This window comes from Sulfitobacter noctilucicola (assembly GCF_000622385.1).
Lineage (GTDB): Bacteria > Pseudomonadota > Alphaproteobacteria > Rhodobacterales > Rhodobacteraceae > Sulfitobacter > Sulfitobacter noctilucicola.
In genome coordinates this window covers 1-23,692 of sequence record NZ_JASD01000007.1, presented here as the reverse complement: position 1 = coordinate 23,692, position 23,692 = coordinate 1, and the positions used below count along the sequence as shown (strand labels likewise).

General features: G+C 55.1%; 17 protein-coding genes. 14 read left to right on the top strand and 3 right to left on the bottom strand.

All coding sequences use genetic code 11. The features are described 5' to 3' along the window. The first annotated feature begins 18 nt into the window (after window positions 1-18). From Z946_RS0103340 to rpoC, 8 genes are all read left to right on the top strand, one after another. Window positions 19-651 (top strand): cysteine hydrolase family protein, encoded by a 633-nt coding sequence (locus tag Z946_RS0103340; protein ID WP_025054321.1) that lies wholly within the window; start codon window positions 19-21, stop codon window positions 649-651. A 267-nt stretch (window positions 652-918) separates the two neighbouring features. Then, entirely contained in the window at window positions 919-1,344 is a 426-nt protein-coding gene (gene rplK, locus Z946_RS0103335) for a 50S ribosomal protein L11 (RefSeq protein WP_025054320.1), read from the top strand. Between the two features lies 1 nt (window position 1,345). Continuing rightward, complete coding sequence (gene rplA, locus Z946_RS0103330) at window positions 1,346-2,044, top strand: 50S ribosomal protein L1 (RefSeq protein ID WP_025054319.1); 699 nt, start codon at window positions 1,346-1,348, stop codon at window positions 2,042-2,044. A gap of 248 nt (window positions 2,045-2,292) precedes the next feature. Beyond that, complete coding sequence (locus tag Z946_RS0103325; protein ID WP_025054318.1) at window positions 2,293-4,134, top strand: hypothetical protein; 1,842 nt, start codon at window positions 2,293-2,295, stop codon at window positions 4,132-4,134. Window positions 4,135-4,499: 365 nt separating this feature from the next. After that, window positions 4,500-5,012: a 50S ribosomal protein L10 gene (gene rplJ, locus Z946_RS0103320; RefSeq protein WP_025054317.1), complete on the top strand. Its 513-nt coding sequence runs from the start codon at window positions 4,500-4,502 to the stop codon at window positions 5,010-5,012. 68 nt (window positions 5,013-5,080) lie between these two features. Next, window positions 5,081-5,455, top strand: coding sequence for a 50S ribosomal protein L7/L12 (rplL, locus tag Z946_RS0103315; RefSeq protein WP_025054316.1), 375 nt, complete (start codon window positions 5,081-5,083; stop codon window positions 5,453-5,455). A gap of 285 nt (window positions 5,456-5,740) precedes the next feature. Next, window positions 5,741-9,880 (top strand): DNA-directed RNA polymerase subunit beta, encoded by a 4,140-nt coding sequence (rpoB, locus tag Z946_RS0103310; RefSeq protein WP_025054315.1) that lies wholly within the window; start codon window positions 5,741-5,743, stop codon window positions 9,878-9,880. A 96-nt stretch (window positions 9,881-9,976) separates the two neighbouring features. Next, window positions 9,977-14,221 carry a DNA-directed RNA polymerase subunit beta' gene (gene rpoC, locus Z946_RS0103305; RefSeq protein WP_025054314.1) on the top strand — a complete coding sequence of 1,415 codons (4,245 nt, stop codon included), beginning with the start codon at window positions 9,977-9,979 and terminating at the stop codon, window positions 14,219-14,221. A 159-nt stretch (window positions 14,222-14,380) separates the two neighbouring features. Here rpoC and Z946_RS0103300 read toward each other — a convergent pair whose 3' ends face one another. Together Z946_RS0103300 and Z946_RS0103295 are read right to left on the bottom strand one after the other, a co-directional pair. Next, the gene (locus tag Z946_RS0103300) at window positions 14,381-14,830 is read right to left on the bottom strand and encodes a response regulator (RefSeq protein ID WP_025054313.1); all 450 of its coding nucleotides are present in this window, start codon (window positions 14,828-14,830) and stop codon (window positions 14,381-14,383) included. Continuing rightward, the gene (locus tag Z946_RS0103295; protein WP_025054312.1) at window positions 14,820-16,622 is read right to left on the bottom strand and encodes a CHASE domain-containing protein; all 1,803 of its coding nucleotides are present in this window, start codon (window positions 16,620-16,622) and stop codon (window positions 14,820-14,822) included. Before Z946_RS0103295 ends, Z946_RS0103300 begins: the two co-directional genes overlap by 11 nt. A 118-nt stretch (window positions 16,623-16,740) precedes the next feature. On the opposite strand from Z946_RS0103295, the gene Z946_RS20970 reads away from it, so the two are divergent. After that, complete coding sequence (locus Z946_RS20970) at window positions 16,741-17,595, top strand: glycosyltransferase (protein WP_160170266.1); 855 nt, start codon at window positions 16,741-16,743, stop codon at window positions 17,593-17,595. A gap of 1 nt (window position 17,596) precedes the next feature. Further along, complete coding sequence (locus Z946_RS0103285) at window positions 17,597-18,463, top strand: DMT family transporter (protein WP_025054310.1); 867 nt, start codon at window positions 17,597-17,599, stop codon at window positions 18,461-18,463. Here the strand turns inward: Z946_RS0103285 and Z946_RS0103280 are convergent. After that, on the bottom strand, window positions 18,452-19,306 hold the full coding sequence (locus tag Z946_RS0103280) for a putative rhamnosyl transferase (RefSeq protein WP_241461297.1): 855 nt from the start codon (window positions 19,304-19,306) through the stop codon (window positions 18,452-18,454). The genes Z946_RS0103285 and Z946_RS0103280 overlap by 12 nt on opposite strands. Window positions 19,307-19,599: 293 nt before the next feature. On the opposite strand from Z946_RS0103280, the gene rpsL reads away from it, so the two are divergent. From rpsL to tuf, 4 genes are all read left to right on the top strand, one after another. Further along, window positions 19,600-19,971 carry a 30S ribosomal protein S12 gene (gene rpsL / locus Z946_RS0103270; RefSeq protein ID WP_025043561.1) on the top strand — a complete coding sequence of 124 codons (372 nt, stop codon included), beginning with the start codon at window positions 19,600-19,602 and terminating at the stop codon, window positions 19,969-19,971. Between the two features lie 87 nt (window positions 19,972-20,058). Continuing rightward, the gene (rpsG, locus tag Z946_RS0103265; protein WP_025054308.1) at window positions 20,059-20,529 is read left to right on the top strand and encodes a 30S ribosomal protein S7; all 471 of its coding nucleotides are present in this window, start codon (window positions 20,059-20,061) and stop codon (window positions 20,527-20,529) included. 75 nt (window positions 20,530-20,604) lie between these two features. Then, window positions 20,605-22,731: an elongation factor G gene (gene fusA / locus Z946_RS0103260; RefSeq protein WP_025054307.1), complete on the top strand. Its 2,127-nt coding sequence runs from the start codon at window positions 20,605-20,607 to the stop codon at window positions 22,729-22,731. A gap of 88 nt (window positions 22,732-22,819) precedes the next feature. Further along, window positions 22,820-23,692, top strand: an 873-nt coding sequence (tuf, locus tag Z946_RS0103255; protein WP_025054306.1) for an elongation factor Tu, incomplete at its 3' end; no start/stop codon positions are given.

Here is a 23,692-nt window from a genome sequence, read left to right as displayed (position 1 = left end):
GACGAAAGGACACGAACAATGACGACAAGAACCAAAACAGCGAGAAACCTGATCGAAGGGCGACCCGCGCTCATCGTAATCGACATTCAGAAAAGCACTTTTATCGACAACAGCGAGGTGCGTTCCATCGACAACATGCCGGGTTACAAGGATCGCATGATCGCTGCGCGCGATCTGGTCGATGCTGCGCATGAGAAAGATATCCCCGTCATCTTCATCCAAGAAGTCCATCGTCCGGATCTGATCGACTTCGGTCGGGAATTGGACGGCGATGAGGACGTCCATTGCCTTGAGGGCGATCCGCGTACGGAAGTCGCCAAAGAGGAAATGGGATTTCGCAAAGGCGACTACATCATCCCAAAGCGGCGCTATTCTGCGTTCTTCGGAACTGATCTTGAGATTCTATTGCGCGGCCAGAAGGTCGACACGCTGCTCCTGTGCGGTGGTCTGACAGATGTTTGTGTTCACTACACGTTCGTGGATGGGCATCAGTCCGACTATTTCTGCCGTGTCGTTGAGGATTGCGTGGGCGGATCGTCTGTAGAGGCTCATGAGGCGGCGTTGAAAGCGATGGAGTATCTGCAAACTGGTGCGGTTCAGAATCGGGCCACGGTAATCGAAGCGATGTTATCCCATGGGCATGCGGATTGATTGCTCGGGGCCTATCTTCCGCCCGTTGATGTTGAACCGGTCATTCGCGGCAATGCAGCAAGTGGGTAGGTATGGGCTCGAAGCAGACATTCAGTCCTGATCCACTCGAAACCCTTGCAAAACCCTCAACTCACCTATACCCCGCACCAATCGCCCGCAAAGGCGATTCACCACCGTGGGAGGCGCGCGTGCCGCGGCATGCAGACCAGACCACGCAACACATGGCTCGAAGGTCGCGACCCGAGAGCGTTGAAAAGGAGAAGGCCAATGGCCAAGAAACTCGTCGGTACGATGAAGTTGCAGATTAAAGCGGGGCAAGCCAACCCGTCCCCGCCCGTAGGTCCAGCATTGGGTCAGCGCGGCATCAACATCATGGAATTCTGTAAGGCATTCAACGCCAAAACAGCGGACATGGAGCCCGGTGCACCTTGCCCGACCGTGATCAGCTACTATCAGGACAAGTCCTTTAACATGGACATCAAGACGCCACCTGCGTCTTACTACCTGAAAAAAGCGGCCAAGATTAACTCTGGTGCAAAAACGCCATCCCGCGAAACCGTCGGCACAGTGACGGCCAAGCAGCTGCGTGAAATCGCAGAAGCGAAGATGGTCGATCTGTCCGCCAACGATGTTGAGCAGGCGATGAAAATCATTCTGGGTTCTGCCCGGTCCATGGGCATCGAGGTGAAGTAAGATGGCAAAACTTGGAAAACGCACTGCTGCGGCCCGCGAAGCATTCGCAGGCAAAGAAGATGTGACCGTTGAAGAAGCGGTTGCGCTGATCAAAGCCAATTCGAAGGTCAAGTTTGACGAGACAGTCGAGATTGCCATGAACCTTGGTGTTGACCCACGCCACGCAGACCAGATGGTCCGCGGTGTGGTCGGCCTGCCAAACGGTACAGGCAAAACGATGCGGGTTGCTGTGTTCGCACGCGGTCCGAAGGCAGAAGAGGCAACAGCCGCTGGTGCCGATATCGTTGGCGCAGAAGACCTGATGGAAATCGTGCAGTCCGGCAAGATCGAATTCGATCGTTGCATCGCGACACCTGACATGATGCCAATCGTTGGTCGTCTGGGTAAGGTCCTTGGACCGCGCAACCTGATGCCGAACCCAAAAGTAGGCACGGTCACCATGGACGTCAAAGAAGCAGTTGAAGCGGCCAAAGGCGGCCAGGTTCAGTTCAAGGCGGAAAAAGGCGGCGTTGTGCACGCAGGCGTTGGCAAAGCGTCCTTCGGTGAAGCGCAGCTGGTCGAAAACATCCGTGCCTTTGTCGGTGCTGTGGCCAAGGCCAAGCCAGCCGGTTCCAAAGGGACGTACATGAAGAAGATCAACCTGAGCTCCACAATGGGCCCGGGCGTGTCAGTTGCCGTGGATAACGCAACCGGCGAATGATCTGATCTTTCAGATTAGAAATTGAGAAGGGGCGGTGAGAAATCACCGCCCTTTTTGCGTTCCGGTCTGGGCTTGCTATCCAATTCTACGATCAGATGCGGGTGATCTGGCCTTGAAAGGCACGAATCCCGCCAGAGGTTTGCCATCTTTTCATTGCAACCATGCACTGGAAGAACGGAATTCGAGTGAGACCGCACATGGCTACTTTTGGAAATCGTCGGAGCGCGATGAGGGCGTTTGGCCTTGGGATGGCTTTCAGCAAGCTGTTCACGATGGGGCTGGATACACCGCGCGGCTTGAAGGTTTTAATGTTCTCGGCCGTGCTGAGTTTCATCTTTCTGCTGATGCCCGGGCTTCATTACCTGCTGTTGTTCAGCGGGATCGGTATTCCGCTGCTGCCCGTTATGTTCTTTCTACCGACCCTTGTGCTGGCATGGGCCTGCATCGTGATGTTCCGCATGATTTTGCCATTGACGGGCGGACCGCTGAAATTTGCGGCTTACGCTGGTACTGCCTTGCTGTTGTTTCTTCCGGCGCAGTGGATGAACGCATCGGGCTACCAAAAACAGATCGCATTGACTGCGGATGATCACAACAGTCTGGACTTGCCACTGAATGTCCAAACGGTCGCTGTTGTGAACCGCATGAAAAGTACCACAGAAAGCTGTGATCGTTTATGTTTGCACGTTTTGCTGAGCGGTGTAGCCTCAACGGTAGTTGTAAAACCGGTGCCGGTTGGGATGACCGTGCCAGATCCGGATTCGATTGGCATGGCCTACTCGTTTGAACAACGCGCATCCTGTCCCGATGTTAAACTCAATCCGAAACACTACTGGCTGCCCCACGGGCCTGCGGGACAGACACCCAGTTCATCGCGCAATGCTGCGGAAATCGCCACCCAGATGGTTGCATCCGGACATTGCCTCATTGCGCATGAAGCACCTGTCTCTGACGCTGATCTGATTATTGTGTTGGGTCCGGTTTTTCAGGAAAAGCAGCGCAAACATCAACTGGGGTTTGATTTCGGCCTCAGCGGTATACAGGCCGCGCGTCTTGAGATGTATGTGCCTGACGCTTCCGGCGACTTTGAAGAGGTGTTTCGCGCAACGTCCGGTACAGGCCAAAAATTCGCGCCATTTCTGATGCCAATGCCAAGTTTTGTGCTGGATGAGCCTTCGGGCTGGGTAAAGACCGAATTTAGGTTCAACGATAAGGATTATTCCGAACAATCCAAATGGGGTGTTTTCGACAAGATTGAGGATGTTTTGGGGTTGTCGTTGGCTTTGGATGATGGTGCTTACCGCAAAGCAGCTCAAGATAACATCATTGCACTTTTGGAGGCGGACCGCAGTCCGACCAAAGAAGAATGGCGGGTCTTTTCCCAGTATTGGAAAGGGCTGAATATTTCGCCCAATGGTGGCAACAGTACCAAGCAGCATCCTGATCTGCGCGATGCAGAGATCGCCCGACGTGTAGCGGCGTCTCCTCATATGAAATTGCCGTCTAATTTCGAATTATTCGTGAGATACAATAGCGCCGTCGAACTTGTGCGGGGCGATGTGATTGCCCAAGGACTTGCCAGACGCCTCCGGGTTCACAACAGCACCGGCAAGGATTTCGCAAGAGCGGCGGCAGCGATGTCTTACTTGCCTGATAACGTATTGCGCGATCATCTGGACCTTTTGCAATACTTGACGACCGTGCGCGAAAAGCGGGGTCCGGCGGCGCGTCTTCTACGCAAGCTCCATCTTGGCGGACCGTCCGCTGCACCGGCATTGGCCAATCTGGTGAATGCCGGTCTGGCGGAAGATAATGTCAAATTAGCGATCCAGAGTTTGCTTGGCATTTGCGATATCGGTCCTGCGGCGCGGCCCGTTCTAGAAGGGTTGCGAGACACCGAACGTGCGGTGCGCGGACGAGAGAGCAAAACTTATTATCAAGCGCGGATCAATGTATCGGCACATCTCGGTCTGGAACGTGAAAAGGTGCGCAGCCTTGTCCCGCGAGAGATCCTCGCAAAAAGGGCGAAGACCTGGTTTGATATGGTTTATGATCGCGCAGCTGCGTCAAATTCGCCTTGTCATATATAGGGGCAGCCGCATTTCCGCCGTGAGGTCTTGAGGATTGACCTGTCGTGAGAAAAATGCTTTCTTCTTTTCAGACCAATTCCTGTTTCAGGGGTTGGAAATCCCCCCACAAGACGTTAATCCACCAATCAAGCATAACAGCGCGATTCGTCGCGCTTTTGTGCTTTTCGTCCGAGACGGTGGGTGAGGGGCCTATTTCCTCATAATTCCTGCCCGAGACGGGAGTGGTAGAATTTCTTCGGATGCGCCCTTTGTGGCTCTCCGCAGTGACACGCGCCGAACCCCGTAAGGACCCGAAATGTCGGGACACTACTTGTTCTCGGCAAAACTGAGCCGGAGGGGTAACCCTCCCTTACTGGAGTGAAACTGTGGATAGAGCACAAAAAGAACAGTTGGTCGACGAACTCGGCCAAATCTTTGAAAGCTCTGGCGTCGTTGTGGTATCTCACTACGTCGGTTTGACAGTTGCTGAAATGCAGGACCTTCGGGCGCGCGCACGCGCTGCCGGTGGGGCCGTGCGTGTTGCCAAGAACAGGCTCGCCAAAATCGCCCTTGAGGGAAAGCCATGCGAAAGCATCGGTGATCTTCTGACGGGTATGACCGTTCTGACCTATTCTGAGGATCCTGTGGCTGCGGCCAAGGTTGCTCAGGAATTCGCCAAGGAAAACGACAAGCTCGTGATCCTTGGTGGTGCAATGGGTGAGAACGCTCTGGACGCCGCCGGTGTTGAAGCCGTGTCCAAGATGCCTTCGCGGGAGGAGCTTATCTCCACCATCGCGGGCATGCTGGGCGCACCTGCATCCAACATCGCCGGGGCCATTGGCGCACCTGCAAGCAACATTGCATCCATCCTGTCCACGATCGAGGACAAGGCTGCTTAAAGCAAGTCAAGCTGGCGTGTTGAAACAACACGTTGGAACACACATATTGTTAACGGAAAGAGCTAAACATGGCTGATCTGAAGAAACTGGCAGAAGAGATCGTTGGTCTGACACTGCTTGAAGCACAAGAACTGAAAACAATCCTTAAGGACGAGTACGGCATCGAGCCCGCAGCAGGCGGCGCAGTGATGATGGCTGGTCCAGCAGACGGTGCCGGTGGCGCTGCTGAAGAGAAGTCCGAATTTGACGTCGTTCTGAAGAACGCGGGCGCATCCAAGATCAACGTGATCAAGGAAGTTCGCGGCATCACCGGTCTGGGCCTGAAAGAAGCCAAAGATCTGGTTGAAGCTGGTGGCAAAATCAAAGAAGGCGTCGACAAAGCCGAAGCCGAAGACGTCAAAGCGAAGCTGGAAGCAGCTGGCGCAGAGGTCGAGCTGGCTTAAGCTGGTTGGTGGGTTCACGCCCACCCTACAGGTTAATATGCCGTAGGGTGGGTGAAACCCACGCAGAACAATGGCTGGACGGAGAGAAATCTCTGTCCAGCCAAACCTGTCTTGAAGGGTGCTTTTGGTTAAAACCGTAAGAAAGCCCCCTTCTGGAGAGGTCCAAAGGTCGGAAGGGTTGCGGTGGGACGCAATCCAGCATTGACCGGACTAATCCGCTCTGATGGACGCGCCACGGCCCCGGTGGCGGCGTTCAGGCAAGAGATACGAAAGGTATTACGACACATGGCACAATCCTTCCTTGGCCAGAAGCGTCTGCGTAAATATTATGGCAAAATCCGCGAAGTGCTGGACATGCCGAACCTGATTGAGGTTCAAAAATCATCCTACGACCTGTTCCTGAATTCCGGCGATGCCGAGACGCCCACCGATGGTGATGGCATCCAGGGTGTTTTCCAGTCGGTCTTTCCGATCAAAGATTTTAACGAGACATCCATCCTCGAGTACGTGAAGTACGAGCTTGAAAAGCCCAAGTACGACGTTGAGGAATGTCAGCAGCGCGACATGACATACTCCGCGCCGCTTAAGGTAACACTGCGTCTGATCGTATTCGAAATCGATGAAGACACAGGTGCGAAGTCTGTCAAAGACATCAAAGAGCAAGACGTATTCATGGGCGATATGCCCCTGATGACGCCGAACGGTACGTTCATCGTGAACGGAACCGAGCGTGTGATCGTGTCCCAGATGCACCGCTCACCTGGTGTGTTCTTTGACCACGACAAGGGCAAGACCCACTCCTCCGGTAAACTGCTGTTTGCCTGCCGCATCATCCCATACCGCGGCTCGTGGCTCGACTTCGAATTCGACGCCAAAGACATCGTCTTTGCGCGCATCGACCGTCGCCGCAAACTGCCTGTGACAACCCTGCTTTATGCACTGGGTCTGGATCAGGAAGGCATCATGGATGCGTACTACAACACCGTGACGTACACGCTGAAAGCCAAAAAGGGCTGGGTTGCACCGTTCTTCCCGGACCGCGTGCGGGGCACGCGCCCGACCTACGATGTGGTCGATGCCAAATCCGGTGAAGTGCTGTTCGAAGCAGGCAAGAAAGTCACGCCTCGCGCTGTTAAAAAGCTGATTGACGAAGGTGAAGTGAAAGAGCTTCTTTTGCCGTTCGACCACATTCAGGGCAAATTTGTCGCCAAGGACATCATCAACGAAGAAACCGGCGCGATCTATGTCGAAGCTGGTGACGAGTTGACGCTGGAGTACGACAAGGACGGCGATCTGATCGGCGGCACGGCCAAAGAACTGGTCGATGCAGGCATCACCGAGATCCCGCTTCTGGACATCGATAACGTCAATGTCGGTCCTTACATGCGTAACACCATGGCGAACGACAAGAACATGAACCGCGACACCGCGCTCATGGACATCTACCGCGTCATGCGTCCGGGCGAGCCGCCCACCGTTGAAGCCGCGTCCGCGCTGTTTGACACGTTGTTCTTTGATTCAGAGCGTTATGATCTGTCGGCTGTTGGTCGTGTGAAGATGAACATGCGTCTGGATCTGGATGCAGAAGATACCGTGCGCACCCTGCGCCGCGAAGATATCGTTGCGTGTATCAAAGCACTGGTTGATCTGCGTGATGGCCGTGGTGACATCGACGACATCGACCACCTTGGTAACCGTCGTGTGCGTTCCGTTGGCGAGCTGATGGAAAACCAGTACCGCGTTGGCCTGCTGCGCATGGAGCGCGCGATCAAGGAGCGTATGTCTTCTGTCGAAATCGACACAGTCATGCCGCAAGACCTGATTAACGCGAAACCAGCCGCTGCTGCGGTACGTGAATTCTTTGGCTCTTCGCAGCTGTCGCAGTTCATGGACCAAACCAACCCGCTGTCCGAGGTCACGCACAAGCGTCGCCTTTCAGCGCTTGGGCCTGGCGGTCTGACACGTGAGCGTGCCGGTTTCGAAGTACGTGACGTTCACCCGACCCACTATGGCCGGATGTGTCCGATTGAAACGCCGGAAGGTCCGAACATTGGTCTGATCAACTCGCTGGCGACGTTCGCTCGTGTGAACAAATACGGCTTTATCGAAACGCCTTACCGTGTGGTTAAGGACAGCACCGTCACAGACGAAGTGCACTATATGTCCGCGACCGAGGAAATGCGTCACACTGTGGCGCAGGCGAACGCGTCTCTCGATGTGAACGGCAAGTTCACAAACGAGATGGTAAACACACGCCGCTCCGGTGATTATACGCTCGCACCTACCGAAAGCGTTGATTTGATTGACGTATCACCCAAGCAGTTGGTCTCTGTTGCGGCCTCGCTCATCCCGTTCCTTGAGAACGATGACGCGAACCGCGCTTTGATGGGTTCCAACATGCAACGTCAGGCGGTGCCATTGCTGCAAGCGGAAGCCCCGCTGGTCGGCACAGGTATCGAAGAGGTCGTGGCACGCGATTCCGGTGCGGCCTATATGGCACGCCGTGCGGGTGTGATCGATCAGGTGGATGCGTCACGTATCGTTATCCGCGCGACCGAAGACCTTGAGCTGGGCGATGCAGGCGTAGACATCTACCGCATGCGCAAGTTCCAGCGTTCCAACCAGAACACCTGCATCAACCAGCGTCCGCTGGTCAAAGTGGGTGAGACGGTAACAAAGGGTCAGGTTATTGCCGATGGTCCGTCCACAGATATGGGTGAATTGGCGCTTGGTAAAAACGTGGTTGTCGCGTTCATGCCTTGGAACGGTTACAACTACGAAGACTCCATCCTGATCTCCGAGCGGGTTTCCCGTGATGACGTCTTCACCTCGATCCACATCGAGGAATTCGAAGTCGCTGCACGTGACACAAAGCTTGGGCCTGAGGAAATCACACGCGATATTCCGAACGTCGGTGAAGAAGCGCTGCGCAACCTCGACGAGGCGGGCATCGTATATATCGGTGCGGACGTTGAGCCGGGCGATATCCTTGTGGGCAAGATCACACCGAAGGGCGAAAGCCCGATGACGCCGGAAGAGAAGCTCCTCCGCGCCATCTTTGGTGAGAAAGCGTCTGACGTGCGTGATACATCCCTTCGGGTGAAGCCGGGTGATTTTGGCACAGTCGTCGAAGTGCGCGTCTTTAACCGCCATGGTGTGGAAAAAGACGAACGTGCGCTGCAGATCGAGCGTGAAGAAGTCGAACGTCTGGCACGTGACCGTGATGATGAGATGGCCATTCTGGACCGGAACATCTTTGCACGTCTGCGCGATATGATCCTTGGCAAGGTTGCTGTGAAAGGCCCGAAAGGCGTCTCTCCCAACAGCCAGATCACCGAGGATATGCTGGACAACGTCCTGACCCGTGGTCAGTGGTGGCAGTTGGCACTTGAAGACGAAGACGACGCGAAAATCGTCGAGGCGTTGAACGAGCAGTACGAGATCCAGAAGCGGACCTTGGATGCACGTTTCGACGACAAAGTCGAAAAAGTGCGCCGTGGTGATGATCTGCCTCCGGGTGTGATGAAGATGGTCAAGGTGTTCGTGGCGGTGAAGCGCAAGCTGCAACCGGGCGACAAGATGGCCGGCCGTCACGGCAACAAAGGTGTTATTTCCAAGGTTGTACCAATGGAAGACATGCCTTTCCTTGCAGACGGTACGCCGGTTGATTTCTGTCTGAACCCGCTTGGTGTTCCATCGCGTATGAACGTCGGCCAGATTCTTGAGACACACATGGGTTGGGCCGCACGCGGTCTGGGTCTGAATGTCGATGAGGCGCTGCAAGAGTACAAACGCTCTGGCGATCTGACACCAGTACGCGAAGCGATGAGCATCGCCTACGGCGAAGACGTGTATTCCGAAGGCCTTGAAGGCATGGACGAAGACACGCTTTTGGAAGCGGCAGGCAATGTCACCCGCGGTGTGCCAATTGCGACACCTGTTTTCGACGGTGCCAAGGAAGCTGATGTGAACGACGCGCTTGTGCGTGCCGGGTTCAACTCTTCCGGTCAGTCGGTGCTGTTTGATGGTCGTACGGGCGAGCAATTTGCGCGTCCTGTGACCGTTGGCGTCAAGTACCTGCTGAAACTGCACCACTTGGTGGACGACAAAATCCACGCGCGTTCAACCGGTCCGTACTCCCTCGTCACACAGCAGCCGCTGGGTGGTAAGGCTCAGTTCGGCGGGCAGCGTTTCGGTGAGATGGAGGTCTGGGCACTTGAAGCTTACGGTGCCGCCTACACCCTGCAGGAAATGTTGACTGTGAAATCGGATGACGTGGCTGGCCGGACGAAGGTCTATGAAAGCATCGTCAAGGGCGAGGACAACTTCGAAGCGGGCATTCCAGAGAGCTTTAACGTTCTCGTGAAAGAAGTCCGCGGCCTCGGCCTGAATATGGAACTCCTGGATGCGGAGGAAGATGAGTGAGGGAAAGATCGGGAAGTTTCAAACTTCCCGACCGTTTTCTTTGAAAGAAAACGATCCTCGACATTTGCCTAACGCTCCCAATTCAAGGAATTGAAAATGAACCAGGAACTGACAAACAACCCGTTCAACCCCGTCGCTCCGATGAAGACGTTCGACGAGATCAAGGTTTCCCTTGCCTCGCCAGAGCGTATCCTGTCGTGGTCGTTCGGTGAGATCAAGAAGCCAGAAACCATCAACTACCGGACGTTCAAGCCCGAGCGTGACGGCCTGTTCTGCGCGCGTATCTTTGGCCCGATCAAAGACTATGAATGTCTGTGCGGCAAATATAAGCGCATGAAATATCGCGGCGTTGTCTGCGAAAAATGTGGTGTCGAAGTCACGCTGCAAAAGGTTCGCCGCGAGCGTATGGGCCACATCGAGCTGGCCTCGCCTGTGGCACACATCTGGTTTCTGAAATCACTGCCGTCCCGGATCGGTCTCATGCTCGACATGACACTGCGCGATCTGGAGCGGGTACTGTATTTCGAGAACTACGTGGTGATCGAACCCGGTCTGACGGACCTCACCTACGGTCAGATGATGACCGAGGAAGAGTATATGGACGCGCAGGATGCTTACGGCATGGACGCGTTCACCGCCAACATCGGTGCTGAAGCGATCCGCGAAATGCTTGCCGCGATCGACCTTGAAGCAGAGGCCGACCAACTGCGCGAAGAGCTGAAAGAAGCCACAGGCGAATTGAAGCCCAAGAAGATCATCAAGCGCCTGAAGGTGGTTGAAAGCTTCCTTGAATCCGGCAACCGCCCCGAGTGGATGGTTCTGACAGTGATCCCCGTGATCCCGCCAGAACTGCGCCCATTGGTGCCACTGGATGGCGGTCGCTTTGCGACGTCTGACCTGAACGATCTGTATCGCCGGGTGATCAACCGTAACAACCGTCTGAAGCGTCTGATCGAACTGCGTGCGCCCGATATCATCGTGCGTAACGAAAAGCGGATGTTGCAGGAATCTGTGGATGCGCTGTTCGACAATGGCCGTCGTGGCCGTGTGATTACGGGTGCCAACAAGCGTCCGCTGAAATCACTGTCCGACATGCTGAAGGGTAAGCAGGGTCGCTTCCGTCAAAACCTTTTGGGTAAGCGCGTCGACTTCTCTGGCCGTTCGGTCATTGTGACGGGTCCAGAACTCAAGCTGCATCAATGTGGTTTGCCGAAAAAGATGGCGCTCGAGCTGTTCAAGCCGTTCATCTACAGCCGGCTTGAAGCCAAAGGCCTGTCTTCCACAGTGAAGCAAGCCAAGAAGCTTGTCGAAAAAGAACGTCCCGAGGTTTGGGACATCCTCGATGAAGTTATCCGCGAGCATCCTGTCATGCTGAACCGTGCGCCGACGCTGCACCGTCTCGGCATTCAGGCGTTTGAGCCGGTTCTGATCGAAGGTAAAGCGATCCAGCTGCACCCGCTGGTTTGTTCCGCCTTTAACGCGGACTTTGACGGTGACCAGATGGCGGTTCACGTGCCGCTGTCGCTTGAAGCACAGCTTGAAGCGCGCGTTCTGATGATGTCCACGAACAACGTTCTGTCGCCTGCAAACGGCGCACCGATCATTGTTCCTTCACAGGATATGATTTTGGGCCTGTATTACACCACGCTTGAGCGTGAAGGTATGAAGGGCGAAGGCAAAGTATTCGGCACCGTCGACGAAGTGCAGCACGCACTCGACGCCGGTGAGGTACACCTGCACACCAAAATCAAGGCGCGGATCAAGCAGATCGACAACGAAGGCAACGAAGTGCTGGTGCGCTTTGACACCACGCCCGGCCGTGTCCGTCTGGGTGCGATGCTGCCGCTGAATGCAAAAGCACCATTCGATCTGGTCAACCGCTTGCTGCGTAAGAAAGAAGTGCAGCAGGTAATCGATACGGTCTACCGCTACTGTGGTCAGAAAGAATCCGTTATCTTCTGTGACCAGATCATGACCATGGGTTTCCGCGAAGCGTTCAAGGCCGGTATTTCGTTTGGTAAAGACGACATGCTGATCCCTGATAGCAAGTGGCCACTTGTCGAAGAGACGCGCGAGCAGGTTAAGGACTTTGAACAACAGTACATGGACGGCCTGATAACTCAGGGCGAAAAGTACAACAAAGTTGTTGATGCCTGGTCGAAGTGTAACGACAAAGTCACCGATGCGATGATGGGCTCGATCTCTGCTGAGCGTCGCGATGAGAATGGTGCCGAAATGGAACCGAACTCGGTTTACATGATGGCCCACTCCGGTGCGCGTGGCTCGGTCACGCAGATGAAACAGCTGGGCGGGATGCGCGGTCTGATGGCCAAGCCGAACGGCGACATCATCGAGACACCGATTATCTCGAACTTTAAGGAAGGTTTGACCGTTCTTGAGTACTTTAACTCCACCCACGGTGCCCGTAAGGGTCTGTCGGATACGGCTTTGAAGACTGCGAACTCCGGTTATCTGACACGTCGTCTAGTAGACGTGGCGCAGGATTGCATCGTTCGTATGCATGACTGTGGCACTGACATGGCGATCACCGCAGAAGCAGCGGTGAACGATGGTGAGGTTGTTTCCTCACTGGCGGAGCGTCTGCTGGGTCGTGTTATCGCGGACGACATCACCGTGCCGGGCACGGATGAAGTCATCGCGACAGCAGGTACGATCATTGACGAACGTCTGGCTGATCTCATCGACGAGGCGGCGGTGCAGTCCACACGCATCCGTTCTCCTTTGACATGTGAGGCCGAAGAAGGCGTCTGCGCGATGTGCTACGGTCGTGACCTTGCACGTGGTACGCTGGTAAACCAAGGCGAAGCGGTGGGTATCATCGCGGCGCAGTCCATTGGTGAGCCGGGCACACAGTTGACGATGCGGACATTCCACATCGGCGGCGTTGCCCAAGGTGGCCAGCAATCCTTCCTCGAAGCGTCGCAGGAAGGCAAAATCGTGTTTGAAAACGCCATGACCCTTGAAAACGCCGATGGCGGGATCATGGTGATGGGCCGGAACATGAAGATGCTTATCGTTGGTGAAGACGGTGCAGAGCGGGCCAACCACAAGATCGGTTATGGTACCACGCTGTTCGTCAAGGACGGTGATACCGTTGCGCGCGGCGACAAGCTGTTCGAATGGGATCCCTATACGCTGCCGATCATCGCCGAGAAGTCCGGTATGACCAAGTTCGTGGACCTTGTGTCCGGGATCGCGGTTAAGGACGAGACCGATGATGCGACAGGTATGACCCAGAAGATCGTGATCGACTGGCGTGCGGCACCTAAAGGTAATGAGTTGAAGCCGGAAATTATTCTGGTAGGCGAAGATGGCGAGCCGCTGCGCAACGACGCGGGCAACCCTGTAACCTATCCGATGTCGGTGGATGCCATTCTTTCGGTCGAAGATCAGACGGAAATCAAAGCTGGTGACATCATCGCGCGTATCCCGCGTGAAGGTGCCAAGACCAAGGACATTACCGGTGGTCTGCCACGGGTTGCGGAACTCTTTGAGGCACGTCGCCCCAAAGACCACGCGATCATTGCAGAGATCGACGGCTATGTCCGCTTTGGCAAGGACTACAAAAACAAGCGCCGCATCGCGATTGAGTCCTCGGATGATCCGGATCACAAGGTCGAGTACATGGTGCCCAAGGGCAAGCACATTCCGGTTGCGGAAGGTGATTTTGTCCAGAAGGGTGACTACATCATGGACGGCAACCCGGCGCCGCATGACATTCTTGCGATTATGGGTGTCGAGGCCTTGGCTGACTACATGATCGACGAAGTGCAGGACGTTTACCGTTTGCAGGGTGTTAAGATCAACGACAAGCATATCGAAGTAATCGTGCGTCAGATGTTGCAGAAGTGGGAAATCCAGGAATCCGGTGACACCACGCTTCTGAAAGGCGAACACGTCGATAAGCAAGAGTTCGATCTGGCCAACGAGAAGGCAGCGTCGAAAGGTGGCCGTTTGGCCAAGGGCGAGCCGATCCTGTTGGGCATCACCAAAGCGTCCTTGCAGACTCGTTCGTTCATCTCTGCTGCGTCGTTCCAGGAAACGACACGTGTTCTGACAGAGGCGTCCGTACAAGGTAAGCGCGACAAACTGGTCGGTCTGAAAGAGAACGTGATCGTGGGTCGTTTGATCCCTGCGGGCACCGGTGGTGCGACAATGCAAATGCGCAAAGTTGCATCGGACCGTGACAACGTGGTCATCGAAGCGCGCCGCGAAGAAGCGGAAGCGGCGGCGGCTCTGGCGGCACCTGTGCCAACGGATGACGTCGTTGGCGGTGATGTTTTCACGACACCCTCCTTCGATGAGGAAAGCCGGGATTAATCACCCACACCTCTGAAAATAGAAGCCTCCGCAGTTAATCGCTGCGGGGGCTTTTTTATTCATACGACATTCAGCCATGCGCTGCTGGCCGGTCAGGTTAGACCTGTAATCAAAACAGCTATCGAAACGCAGAGCTTGTGCTGTCTGCAACGTTTCCGTTCAAACTGCTGCGCTGACCTGATGCTCGCAGGTATCCCAATAATTCTTAAGCGACTTGAGGACCCTGTGAAGTTCTGCCGCAGAGTTCGGTTTTACGATGTAGCCATTGGCGTGGTTTTGATAGGCAAGGCTCACATCCTTGTCGTTGTCAGAAGTTGTGAAAACTGTAACCCAGGCATCTTTCAACCTTTCATCGGCCCGCAAGGCCGAAAGGAATTCGTGCCCGTTCATGCGCGGCATGTTGATATCCAGAAGGATCGCGAAAGGGTGGGGAAGAACGCTCTTGTCCAGATCTTCCGTCAGGATATCAAGCGCTTGCAGACCATCGCCGGCACGCACGATCGAGCCCGCGATGCCCAGCTTTTTCAATCCGCGTTTTAGCATTGCAACATCAAGGTCGTTATCCTCGACCAGCAGAATGTTGAAATCTTTGGACTGATTAAGCAGCATTCGGCACATCCTTGCGCGTATGGGTCAACGGCCAGTCGAAGGTAAAGGTGGCCCCCTCTCCCTTGGTGGATGTGACGGTCACTTGGCCACCATGCAAATTTACGGCCTTTCTAACGATGGCGAGACCGATACCGGTACTCTCCGGCCCGCCTGATGCTTGAAGGGTCTGGAAAATATCAAAAATCTTTCTGTGGAATTTTTCAGAAATGCCCGGGCCATTATCGCTTACCTTTACCTCGCAATTCGGGCCGAGAGATCTGGCGGACAGATTAATCTGGAGGAGGCGTTTCCCATCGTGATATTTGATGGCGTTGCTCACGAGGTTTTCCAGAACGCGCCGGAAGTTGGAGGCATCTACGACGACTGTTTCCACGTCACCACTCAGTGTCAATTGATGCAGCTCCAATCCGAAATCAGCACGCAAATCGGCCACCGCGTCCTCCAACTTTAACGGCAGAGCATCTGACTCTGCTGCCGTGATCTGGGAGAAGTTAAGAATGCTTTTAGTAAGTTCATTCATGTGCCGGACCCGATCCTGAATGTGTGACAGGTTTCTGGCAACATCCGGGTTTGCCGATTGCGAGGTAAAATAGTCACCAAGGTCTTCCTCGATCATCTCTGCCAGGCCACCAATACCCCGTATCGGGGTTTTGAGGTCATGAGATGCAATATAGGCGAACTGCTCCATCTCTTCGTTTTTGATTTGCAGCAACTTGTTGGCTTTTGCCAGTTTGGCCTTCTCGTCTCTCAGCGATCCAGTGACTTTTCGGGCATAGTTGATTGCCCTTCTGTTTGCGCGTGACAGAAAGAAGAGCAATGCGACAATGAGGGCTTCCACGACAAGGCCCGCAATCAGAATGATTGTAGGTTGGGCGAAAGTGTTCGCTTCACGAAACCTCAGGTCCGTGCGTATATCCAGTACCCAAGCGCGACCGTACATGTTGATGCTGACCTCATCAGTGAACATCGGATCGGGGTCCGTTCCGTTCATTTCAGCCAAATGCTCATCGAAAATTATACTGTCCGCGTCCCTTATGCTGACGCGCACATCGCGCAATTCGTGTGCCAGAAGCCCTTGCATCAGCTTGTGAACAACGAAGGGAGCATAGACCGCCCCGCGGAAGTATCTTTGTCTATCCTCAACACTTGTCGGTGCTTCGACTGAGTAGAACGGAACGTAGAACAGAAAACCGGGCGTGCTGGTCTCATCCTGAACTAAAACAATGGGTCCGGTAATCTGCGCCTTGCCCGTGTCCCGTGCTGCGAGGGCTGCAGTGCGTCTGTTGACCTCGTGCGCGACATCAAGGCCGACGGCCGCCGCGTTGATATTGAGCGGTTCTATGTAGGTGATCGGCATGTATATCCCCACAACATGTCTGGGGTAGATTTCGAAATCAGGTCGAGTTTGCCGCTGGATGCGTAGATAATCATCCAAGCTATCAGCCTCCTGATAATGGATGACGCCGATGCCGTTAATGCCGGGATACTTCTCTTCGATATGGAGAGTGTTGGCGAAGACGGACCATTGCTGGAAGGTGATATCACCGCCATGGGAGTGAATCGCTGCGACACCGGACCTGAGCGTATCCTCGTATTTCACCATCCTGTCATTGATGAGGCCGATGACCCTATCGCGCGTATCGAAAAACCTGTTCTCAATGCGTGTTTCGATCTGGTGAACCGAAAACAGCCAAGCACTGATCGTCAGTGCCATAGATAGGCACACGACCCAGACATGGAACAGGTTTATCCTTCCACCCAATGTACTGCGTATCACCGAGGTGATGCTCATTCCGGAACCCGCCCTTCTTTTCGCAGCACTAAATACCTTGTCCGGCTTTCCAATTTCTTAACCCATCCAGACCCGTGTCATGATTGTGCAAATCAGGGCAGCACCCCCTTCCACCCTCATGAACAATACCCTAGCGTGCGGACAAATTATGAAGGCGCGGCAGGCAGTGACACCCAAGGCACAGATCAAAGGATTGATGCGGTTTTCGTACCTGTCGGAAAACGGCTTTGCGAAGTCGAAGGACGACCTCCATGAAATGCGTCAGATGCTGTACGATGAAGCGCGACTGGAGCGCCGGTTCAGATTGTTCGAACGGTTGGCATTCCACACCATGGCTTTGCAAGACGATACCGATTTTTCCTGCGCAGTGCTGATCGGCGAATGCTTCCCGGACAAATGGCGCGTGCGGCTTGAAAATATTGTTCATGATTTCAAACCTATGCAGATCGTTGCACTGCCACCGATGGTCCATATTCAGGCGGTCAAGGCGGCCTATCATGCGCTCCCTGATGACCCGTCAGCGACCCATATCGCCACCTTCCGGCAAGACGACGATGACGCCATGCACCGCGAGACGACAGCGCGGATCAGAGCCGTGGGTGACGCAATGTTGCAAGTGCGGCAGGATGATAAGCCGTTTATTATCGCCTTTAACCGTGGGCTTTATTTCGACCCTTCCGCGCAAGAGCCGCTGAGCGAATGGTATGAGCGCGCGCCGCTCGGGATTGGTCTGGCCATGGTGACACCCAAAGGTGACCACGCCACGGTCTTCCGGCGGAACCACCGCAATCTGGTCGAATACTATGATTGCTATACCGAAATCGCCAAGCCGATGTGGATCAGGTCCGTGCACGAGGACAACGATTCAACGGCGACACCGCAGGGCAGGGCGGGCACGCTTAGGCAGAGGGGCATCAAGCGTAATTTGTGGGATGGTTTCGGGATGACGCCGGAAATGCTGGAAGGGCTATAGGATGTCGGTGAATATGATCGGCGCGCTACTGATGATGGCGTCGATGGCCTGCTTTACACTCAATGACACAATGCTGAAACTGACTGCCGGAGCGATCCCGTTGTTCCAGTTGTTGTTCGTTCGTAGTCTGATTACCTGTGGGCTGATTATCGCGACGAAAGACCGGTTGGGCCGGCTACATTTCGATATTGCTGCCAAGGATTGGTACATCATCGCAGCCAGAGCGATCACCGAAGTTCTGATCTCGTATTTCTTCCTGACAGCACTGTTCAATATGCCTTTGGCAAACCTGACGGCGATTATGCAGGTCGTTCCGCTGGCGGTTACCCTGGCTTCCGCGCTGATCCTGCGCGAGGCGGTAGGGTGGCGGCGTATGCTGGCGATTGCAGTTGGATTTATAGGGGTTTTGATGATCGTTAAGCCGGGGGCGGACGGGTTCAATCTTTGGTCGATTTACGCTCTTGTCGCGGTGCTGGGGGTGACATTCCGTGATTTGATCACGCGGCGTTTGTCGCCGACCGTGCCTTCGATGACTGTCACTCTGGTCACAGCGGCCACAGTTATGGGCACTGCTGGCCTTGCCTCACTCGGGACACCTTGGGTCGCTATCGCGCCGGTATCGTGGCTGCTGATATTGGGATCAGCCGTGAGCATCCTTGGCGGATATTTCTTTTCTATTCAGGTGATGCGGTCCGGCGATGTCTCCTACACGGCGCCGTTCCGCTATACCGGTTTGATCTGGGCGTTGATCCTTGGCTGGTTTGTTTTTGACGAATGGCCCGGAATGCTGACAATGATCGGTGCCACGATCGTTGTGGCGACAGGCATCTTTACCTTCTACCGCGAACGGCGCTTGTCACTTCGATAGAGGTGTGGCGAAGGCCTTGGCAACAGCATCCGCATCGATGTTAAAGGTCGCTTTAATATGCGCTTTGCCCGCCGCATCAAGAGGTGCCAGTTTCGGGGCTCGTGTGCCGGGTTTCTGGCGCGAATCGTTGTGGTCATTGTGTCCGCGGATCAACATGTCCTCTCCCGAAAAGGTGACCGTGGGCATCTTTTGGCCGACTTTCATATGGGCAAAGTTCATCACGCTCAACGGTAGATCGGGACGAAACATCAGCGCCAGCGCGGCGGTGGTATACGGCACATTGGTTGGCGCGACTGACAGACCGTCAGCTGACGGCCGAGCGATGAAGCCCTGATTAAAGTCGATAGCGATATGGCGGTGTCTGGAGGCCATGGGCAGTACGTCATAAGCGGCTTGACGCAGATGTTCGATGTAGGTGCAGGCAACTGCATCGTCGTCATCCATCCGGAATTGCAGACAGGCGTCCCCGTCAAACCGACGGACACTGTTGATCGCCTCTTGCATGACTTTGCGGTGTGGACCGGGCTGATGCGCTTGAATGACGGCTTGTGGCATATGCTCTACCGCCGCTTCCAGCCTGTCACGGTAGACAGGAGGGAGGCTGTCGCCGATCACGATCAGCAGGGTAAAATCGTCGTCGGACTGTGCCTTGAGGGGGGGCAGCATCATAGTCTCGAAAGTGGCAAACCGCTCGTGCATGCGGGCGGGCGCATAGAGGTAATCGATGCGTTCTCTCAGGCTGCGGTGCTCCACCTGAAATCCGCCGTCACCGGGGTAGGAAAAGCGACAAATGCCGATGGTTTGCATGGGGGCCTCAAGGCTTGGGCAGGGTGCGGATACCATCGCAGGCACGTACGGGCCGCGCAAGCAGGAGGGGACTGTTGACAGCTCGCGAACCATCGCCTATACGCCCGCTATCTCGGTCGCGGGGACATCTCTGCCTGCCGAAATCATAACTTAAGTGGTCAAGATCCGGTCTAATGCTGACCCGGTCCTCTGTAGCCCCACCGCCATGTTCACCTCGGAATGGGAACATCGCGGTGTTTCTGCTTTGTCATGAGATAAAGCACTGAATTTGAAACCGCATGGGGTCGCCCTCGTGCACCTGATGTGAGACAGAACGGGGATAAACCGGAATGCCAACGATCCAACAGCTGATCCGCAAGCCGCGGCAGCCGAAACGCAAGACTTCTAAATCCATGCACCTTGAGCAGTGCCCGCAAAAGCGCGGCGTTTGCACACGTGTATATACAACCACACCAAAGAAACCGAACTCCGCGATGCGGAAGGTTGCCAAGGTTCGCCTGACCAACGGTTTTGAAGTGATTTCCTACATCCCTGGTGAAAGCCACAACCTTCAGGAGCACTCTGTGGTTCTGATCCGCGGCGGTCGTGTAAAAGACCTTCCCGGTGTGCGTTACCACATCCTGCGCGGTGTTCTGGATACACAGGGCGTTAAAGACCGTAAGCAGCGTCGCTCCAAGTACGGCGCGAAGCGTCCCAAGTAATCCACGGGTGGGGATCATCCCCACCTCACCTGTCCGTTACGTAAGGTGGAGCGCTGCTCCACCCCCGCTAAAGAGGAAGACACATCCATGTCACGCCGCCACGCCGCTGAAAAACGCGAAGTACTGCCAGACGCCAAGTATGGTGATCTGGTTCTGACCAAGTTCATGAACAACCTGATGATCGACGGCAAAAAATCTGTCGCCGAGCGTATCGTTTACAACGCGATGACCCGCGTTGAAGACAAGATCAAGCGCGCCCCTATCGAAGTGTTCCACGAAGCGCTTGAGAACATCCAGCCATCCGTCGAAGTGCGTTCGCGCCGCGTCGGTGGTGCCACATATCAGGTGCCTGTTGAAGTGCGCCCCGAGCGTCGTCAGGCGCTGGCGATCCGCTGGTTGATCAAAGCGGCACGTTCGCGCAACGAAAACACCATGGAAGAGCGCCTTGCAGGCGAGCTGATGGATGCGGTCCAGTCCCGCGGCACAGCCGTTAAAAAGCGCGAAGACACGCACAAGATGGCCGATGCGAATAAAGCATTCAGCCACTACCGCTGGTAAGACTTTCAAGATCGGGGCCGCGATCCGCGTGGCCCCTGACCCTTTTCAACGCAAGACCTCTGAGGACCTTTCCCAATGGCACGCGACTATCCGCTTCAACGCTACCGCAACTTCGGCATCATGGCGCACATTGATGCCGGCAAGACCACCTGTTCCGAGCGCATCCTGTATTATACAGGCAAATCCCACAACATCGGTGAGGTGCACGACGGTGCGGCCACCATGGACTGGATGGAGCAGGAGCAGGAACGCGGCATCACCATTACTTCCGCTGCGACAACAACGTTCTGGCAGCGCCAGGAAGAGCCGACAGCAGATGCGACTTCCGACACAAAGTACCGGATGAACATCATCGACACGCCGGGCCACGTTGACTTCACCATTGAAGTCGAGCGTTCATTGGCTGTTCTTGACGGTGCGGTTGCTGTTCTGGACGCCAACGCCGGTGTCGAACCTCAGACAGAAACAGTTTGGCGTCAGGCCGACCGTTACAAGGTTCCACGCATCGTGTTCGTGAACAAGATGGACAAGATCGGCGCGGACTTCTTCAATTGTGTGCACATGATCCAGGACCGCACCGGTGCCACACCGGCGCCAATTCAAATTCCGATCGGTGCCGAAACCGAGCTGGAAGGCATGATTGATCTGGTCACCATGAAAGAATGGGTCTGGGCCGGTGAAGATCTGGGTGCGAGCTGGGAACAGCGCGAAATCCGTGCCGAGCTGAAAGAGCTGGCTGACGAATGGCGTGGCAAGCTGGTCGAAGTTGCTGTCGAAATGGACGACGACGCGATGGAAGCTTATTTGATGGAAGGCACCGAGCCTGACGTCGATACGCTGCGCAAGCTGATCCGTAAGGGTACGCTGGCCATCAAGTTTATTCCGGTTCTGTGCGGCTCCGCGTTCAAGAACAAAGGTGTTCAGCCACTGCTTAACGCCGTAATCGACTATCTGCCCAGCCCGCTGGACGTCGTTGATTACATGGGCTTTAAGCCAGGCGATGACACAGAAACACGTGACATCCCGCGTCGTGCGGATGATGACATGGCGTTCTCCGGCCTTGCCTTCAAGATCATGAACGACCCCTTTGTGGGCACGCTGACCTTCACGCGCATCTACTCCGGTGTTCTGAACAAGGGCGACACGCTTTTGAACTCCACCAAGGGAAACAAAGAACGCGTTGGTCGTATGATGATGATGCACTCCAACGATCGCGAGGAAATCACCGAAGCGTTCGCGGGCGACATTATCGCGTTGGCCGGCCTCAAGAACACCACAACCGGTGACACGCTTTGTGCGGTCAACGATCCTGTGGTTCTGGAAACGATGACTTTCCCCGATCCAGTGATCGAAATCGCGGTCGAGCCCAAAACGAAGGCCGACCAAGAGAAAATGGGTATCGGCCTCCAGCGTTTGGCGGCAGAAGATCCGTCCTTCCGTGTTGAGACCGATCTGGAATCCGGTCAGACGATCATGAAAGGTATGGGCGAACTTCACCTCGATATCCTCGTTGACCGTCTGAAGCGTGAATTCAAAGTTGAAGCGAACATCGGTGCGCCTCAGGTTGCTTATCGTGAGACGATCTCTCGTGAAGCTGAAATCACCTACACCCACAAGAAACAGTCCGGTGGTTCCGGTCAGTTCGCTGAGGTGAAGATGATCCTGATGCCAACAGAGCCGGGCGAAGGCTACTCCTTCGAGAGCCGCATCGTTGGTGGTGCTGTTCCAAAGGAATACATCCCGGGTGTTGAAAAGGGTATCAACTCTGTCATGGACTCCGGTCCTCTGGCGGGCTTCCCGGTCATCGACTTCAAGGTCGCGCTGATCGATGGTAAGTTCCACGACGTTGACTCCTCCGTTCTCGCGTTTGAGATCGCAGCCCGCATGGGTATGCGTGAAGGTATGCGCAAAGCGGGTGCCAAGATGCTTGAGCCGATCATGAAGGTCGAAGTTGTCACCCCTGAAGAGTACACAGGCGGCATCATCGGCGATCTGACATCACGTCGCGGTCAGGTACAGGGTCAGGACACACGCGGTAACGCGATTGCAATCGACGCATTTGTGCCGCTGGCCAACATGTTCGGTTACATCAACACGCTGCGTTCCATGTCTTCTGGTCGTGCGAACTTCACCATGCAGTTCGACCACTACGAAGGTGTGCCACAGAACATCTCGGACGAGATCCAAGCCAAGTTTGCTTAAAAATCGGGGTGGGCAAGATGCCCACCTTACCATCCCGTAAGGTGGAGCTTCGCTCCACCCCACATCAAAGATCAAAGGAGCCATCACCATGGCAAAGGAAAAGTTTGAACGTAATAAGCCGCACGTGAACATCGGCACAATCGGCCACGTTGACCACGGCAAGACGACACTGACAGCCGCGATCACCAAGTATTTCGGTGACTTCAAAGCGTACGACCAGATCGACGGCGCGCCCGAAGAAAAAGCACGCGGTATCACGATCTCCACAGCGCACGTTGAGTACGAGACAGAGACACGCCACTACGCGCACGTCGACTGCCCGGGTCACGCGGACTATGTTAAGAACATGATCACCGGTGCCGCGCAGATGGACGGCGCGATCCTGGTTGTGAACGCGGCCGACGGCCCGATGCCACAGACACGCGAGCACATCCTGCTCGGCCGTCAGGTTGGCATCCCGTACATGGTTGTTTACATGAACAAAGTGGATCAGGTTGACGACGAAGAGCTGCTGGAACTGGTGGAAATGGAAATCCGCGAGCTTCTGTCCTCTTACGAGTACCCTGGCGACGACATCCCTGTCATTCCTGGTTCCGCTCTGGCAGCCATGGAAGGCCGTGACAACGAGATCGGCGAAGACTCCATCAAAAAGCTGATGGCAGCTGTTGACGAATACATCCCGACACCTGCACGTGCGGTTGACCAGCCGTTCCTGATGCCTGTGGAAGACGTATTCTCGATCTCCGGTCGTGGTACAGTTGTGACAGGCCGTGTCGAGCGTGGCGTGATCAACGTTGGCGACGAAATCGAGATCGTTGGTATCCGCGACACCAAGAAGACGACCTGCACAGGCGTTGAAATGTTCCGCAAGCTGCTGGACCGTGGTGAAGCGGGCGACAACATCGGCGCATTGCTGCGTGGTGTGGACCGTGAAGGTGTTGAGCGTGGCCAGGTTCTTTGT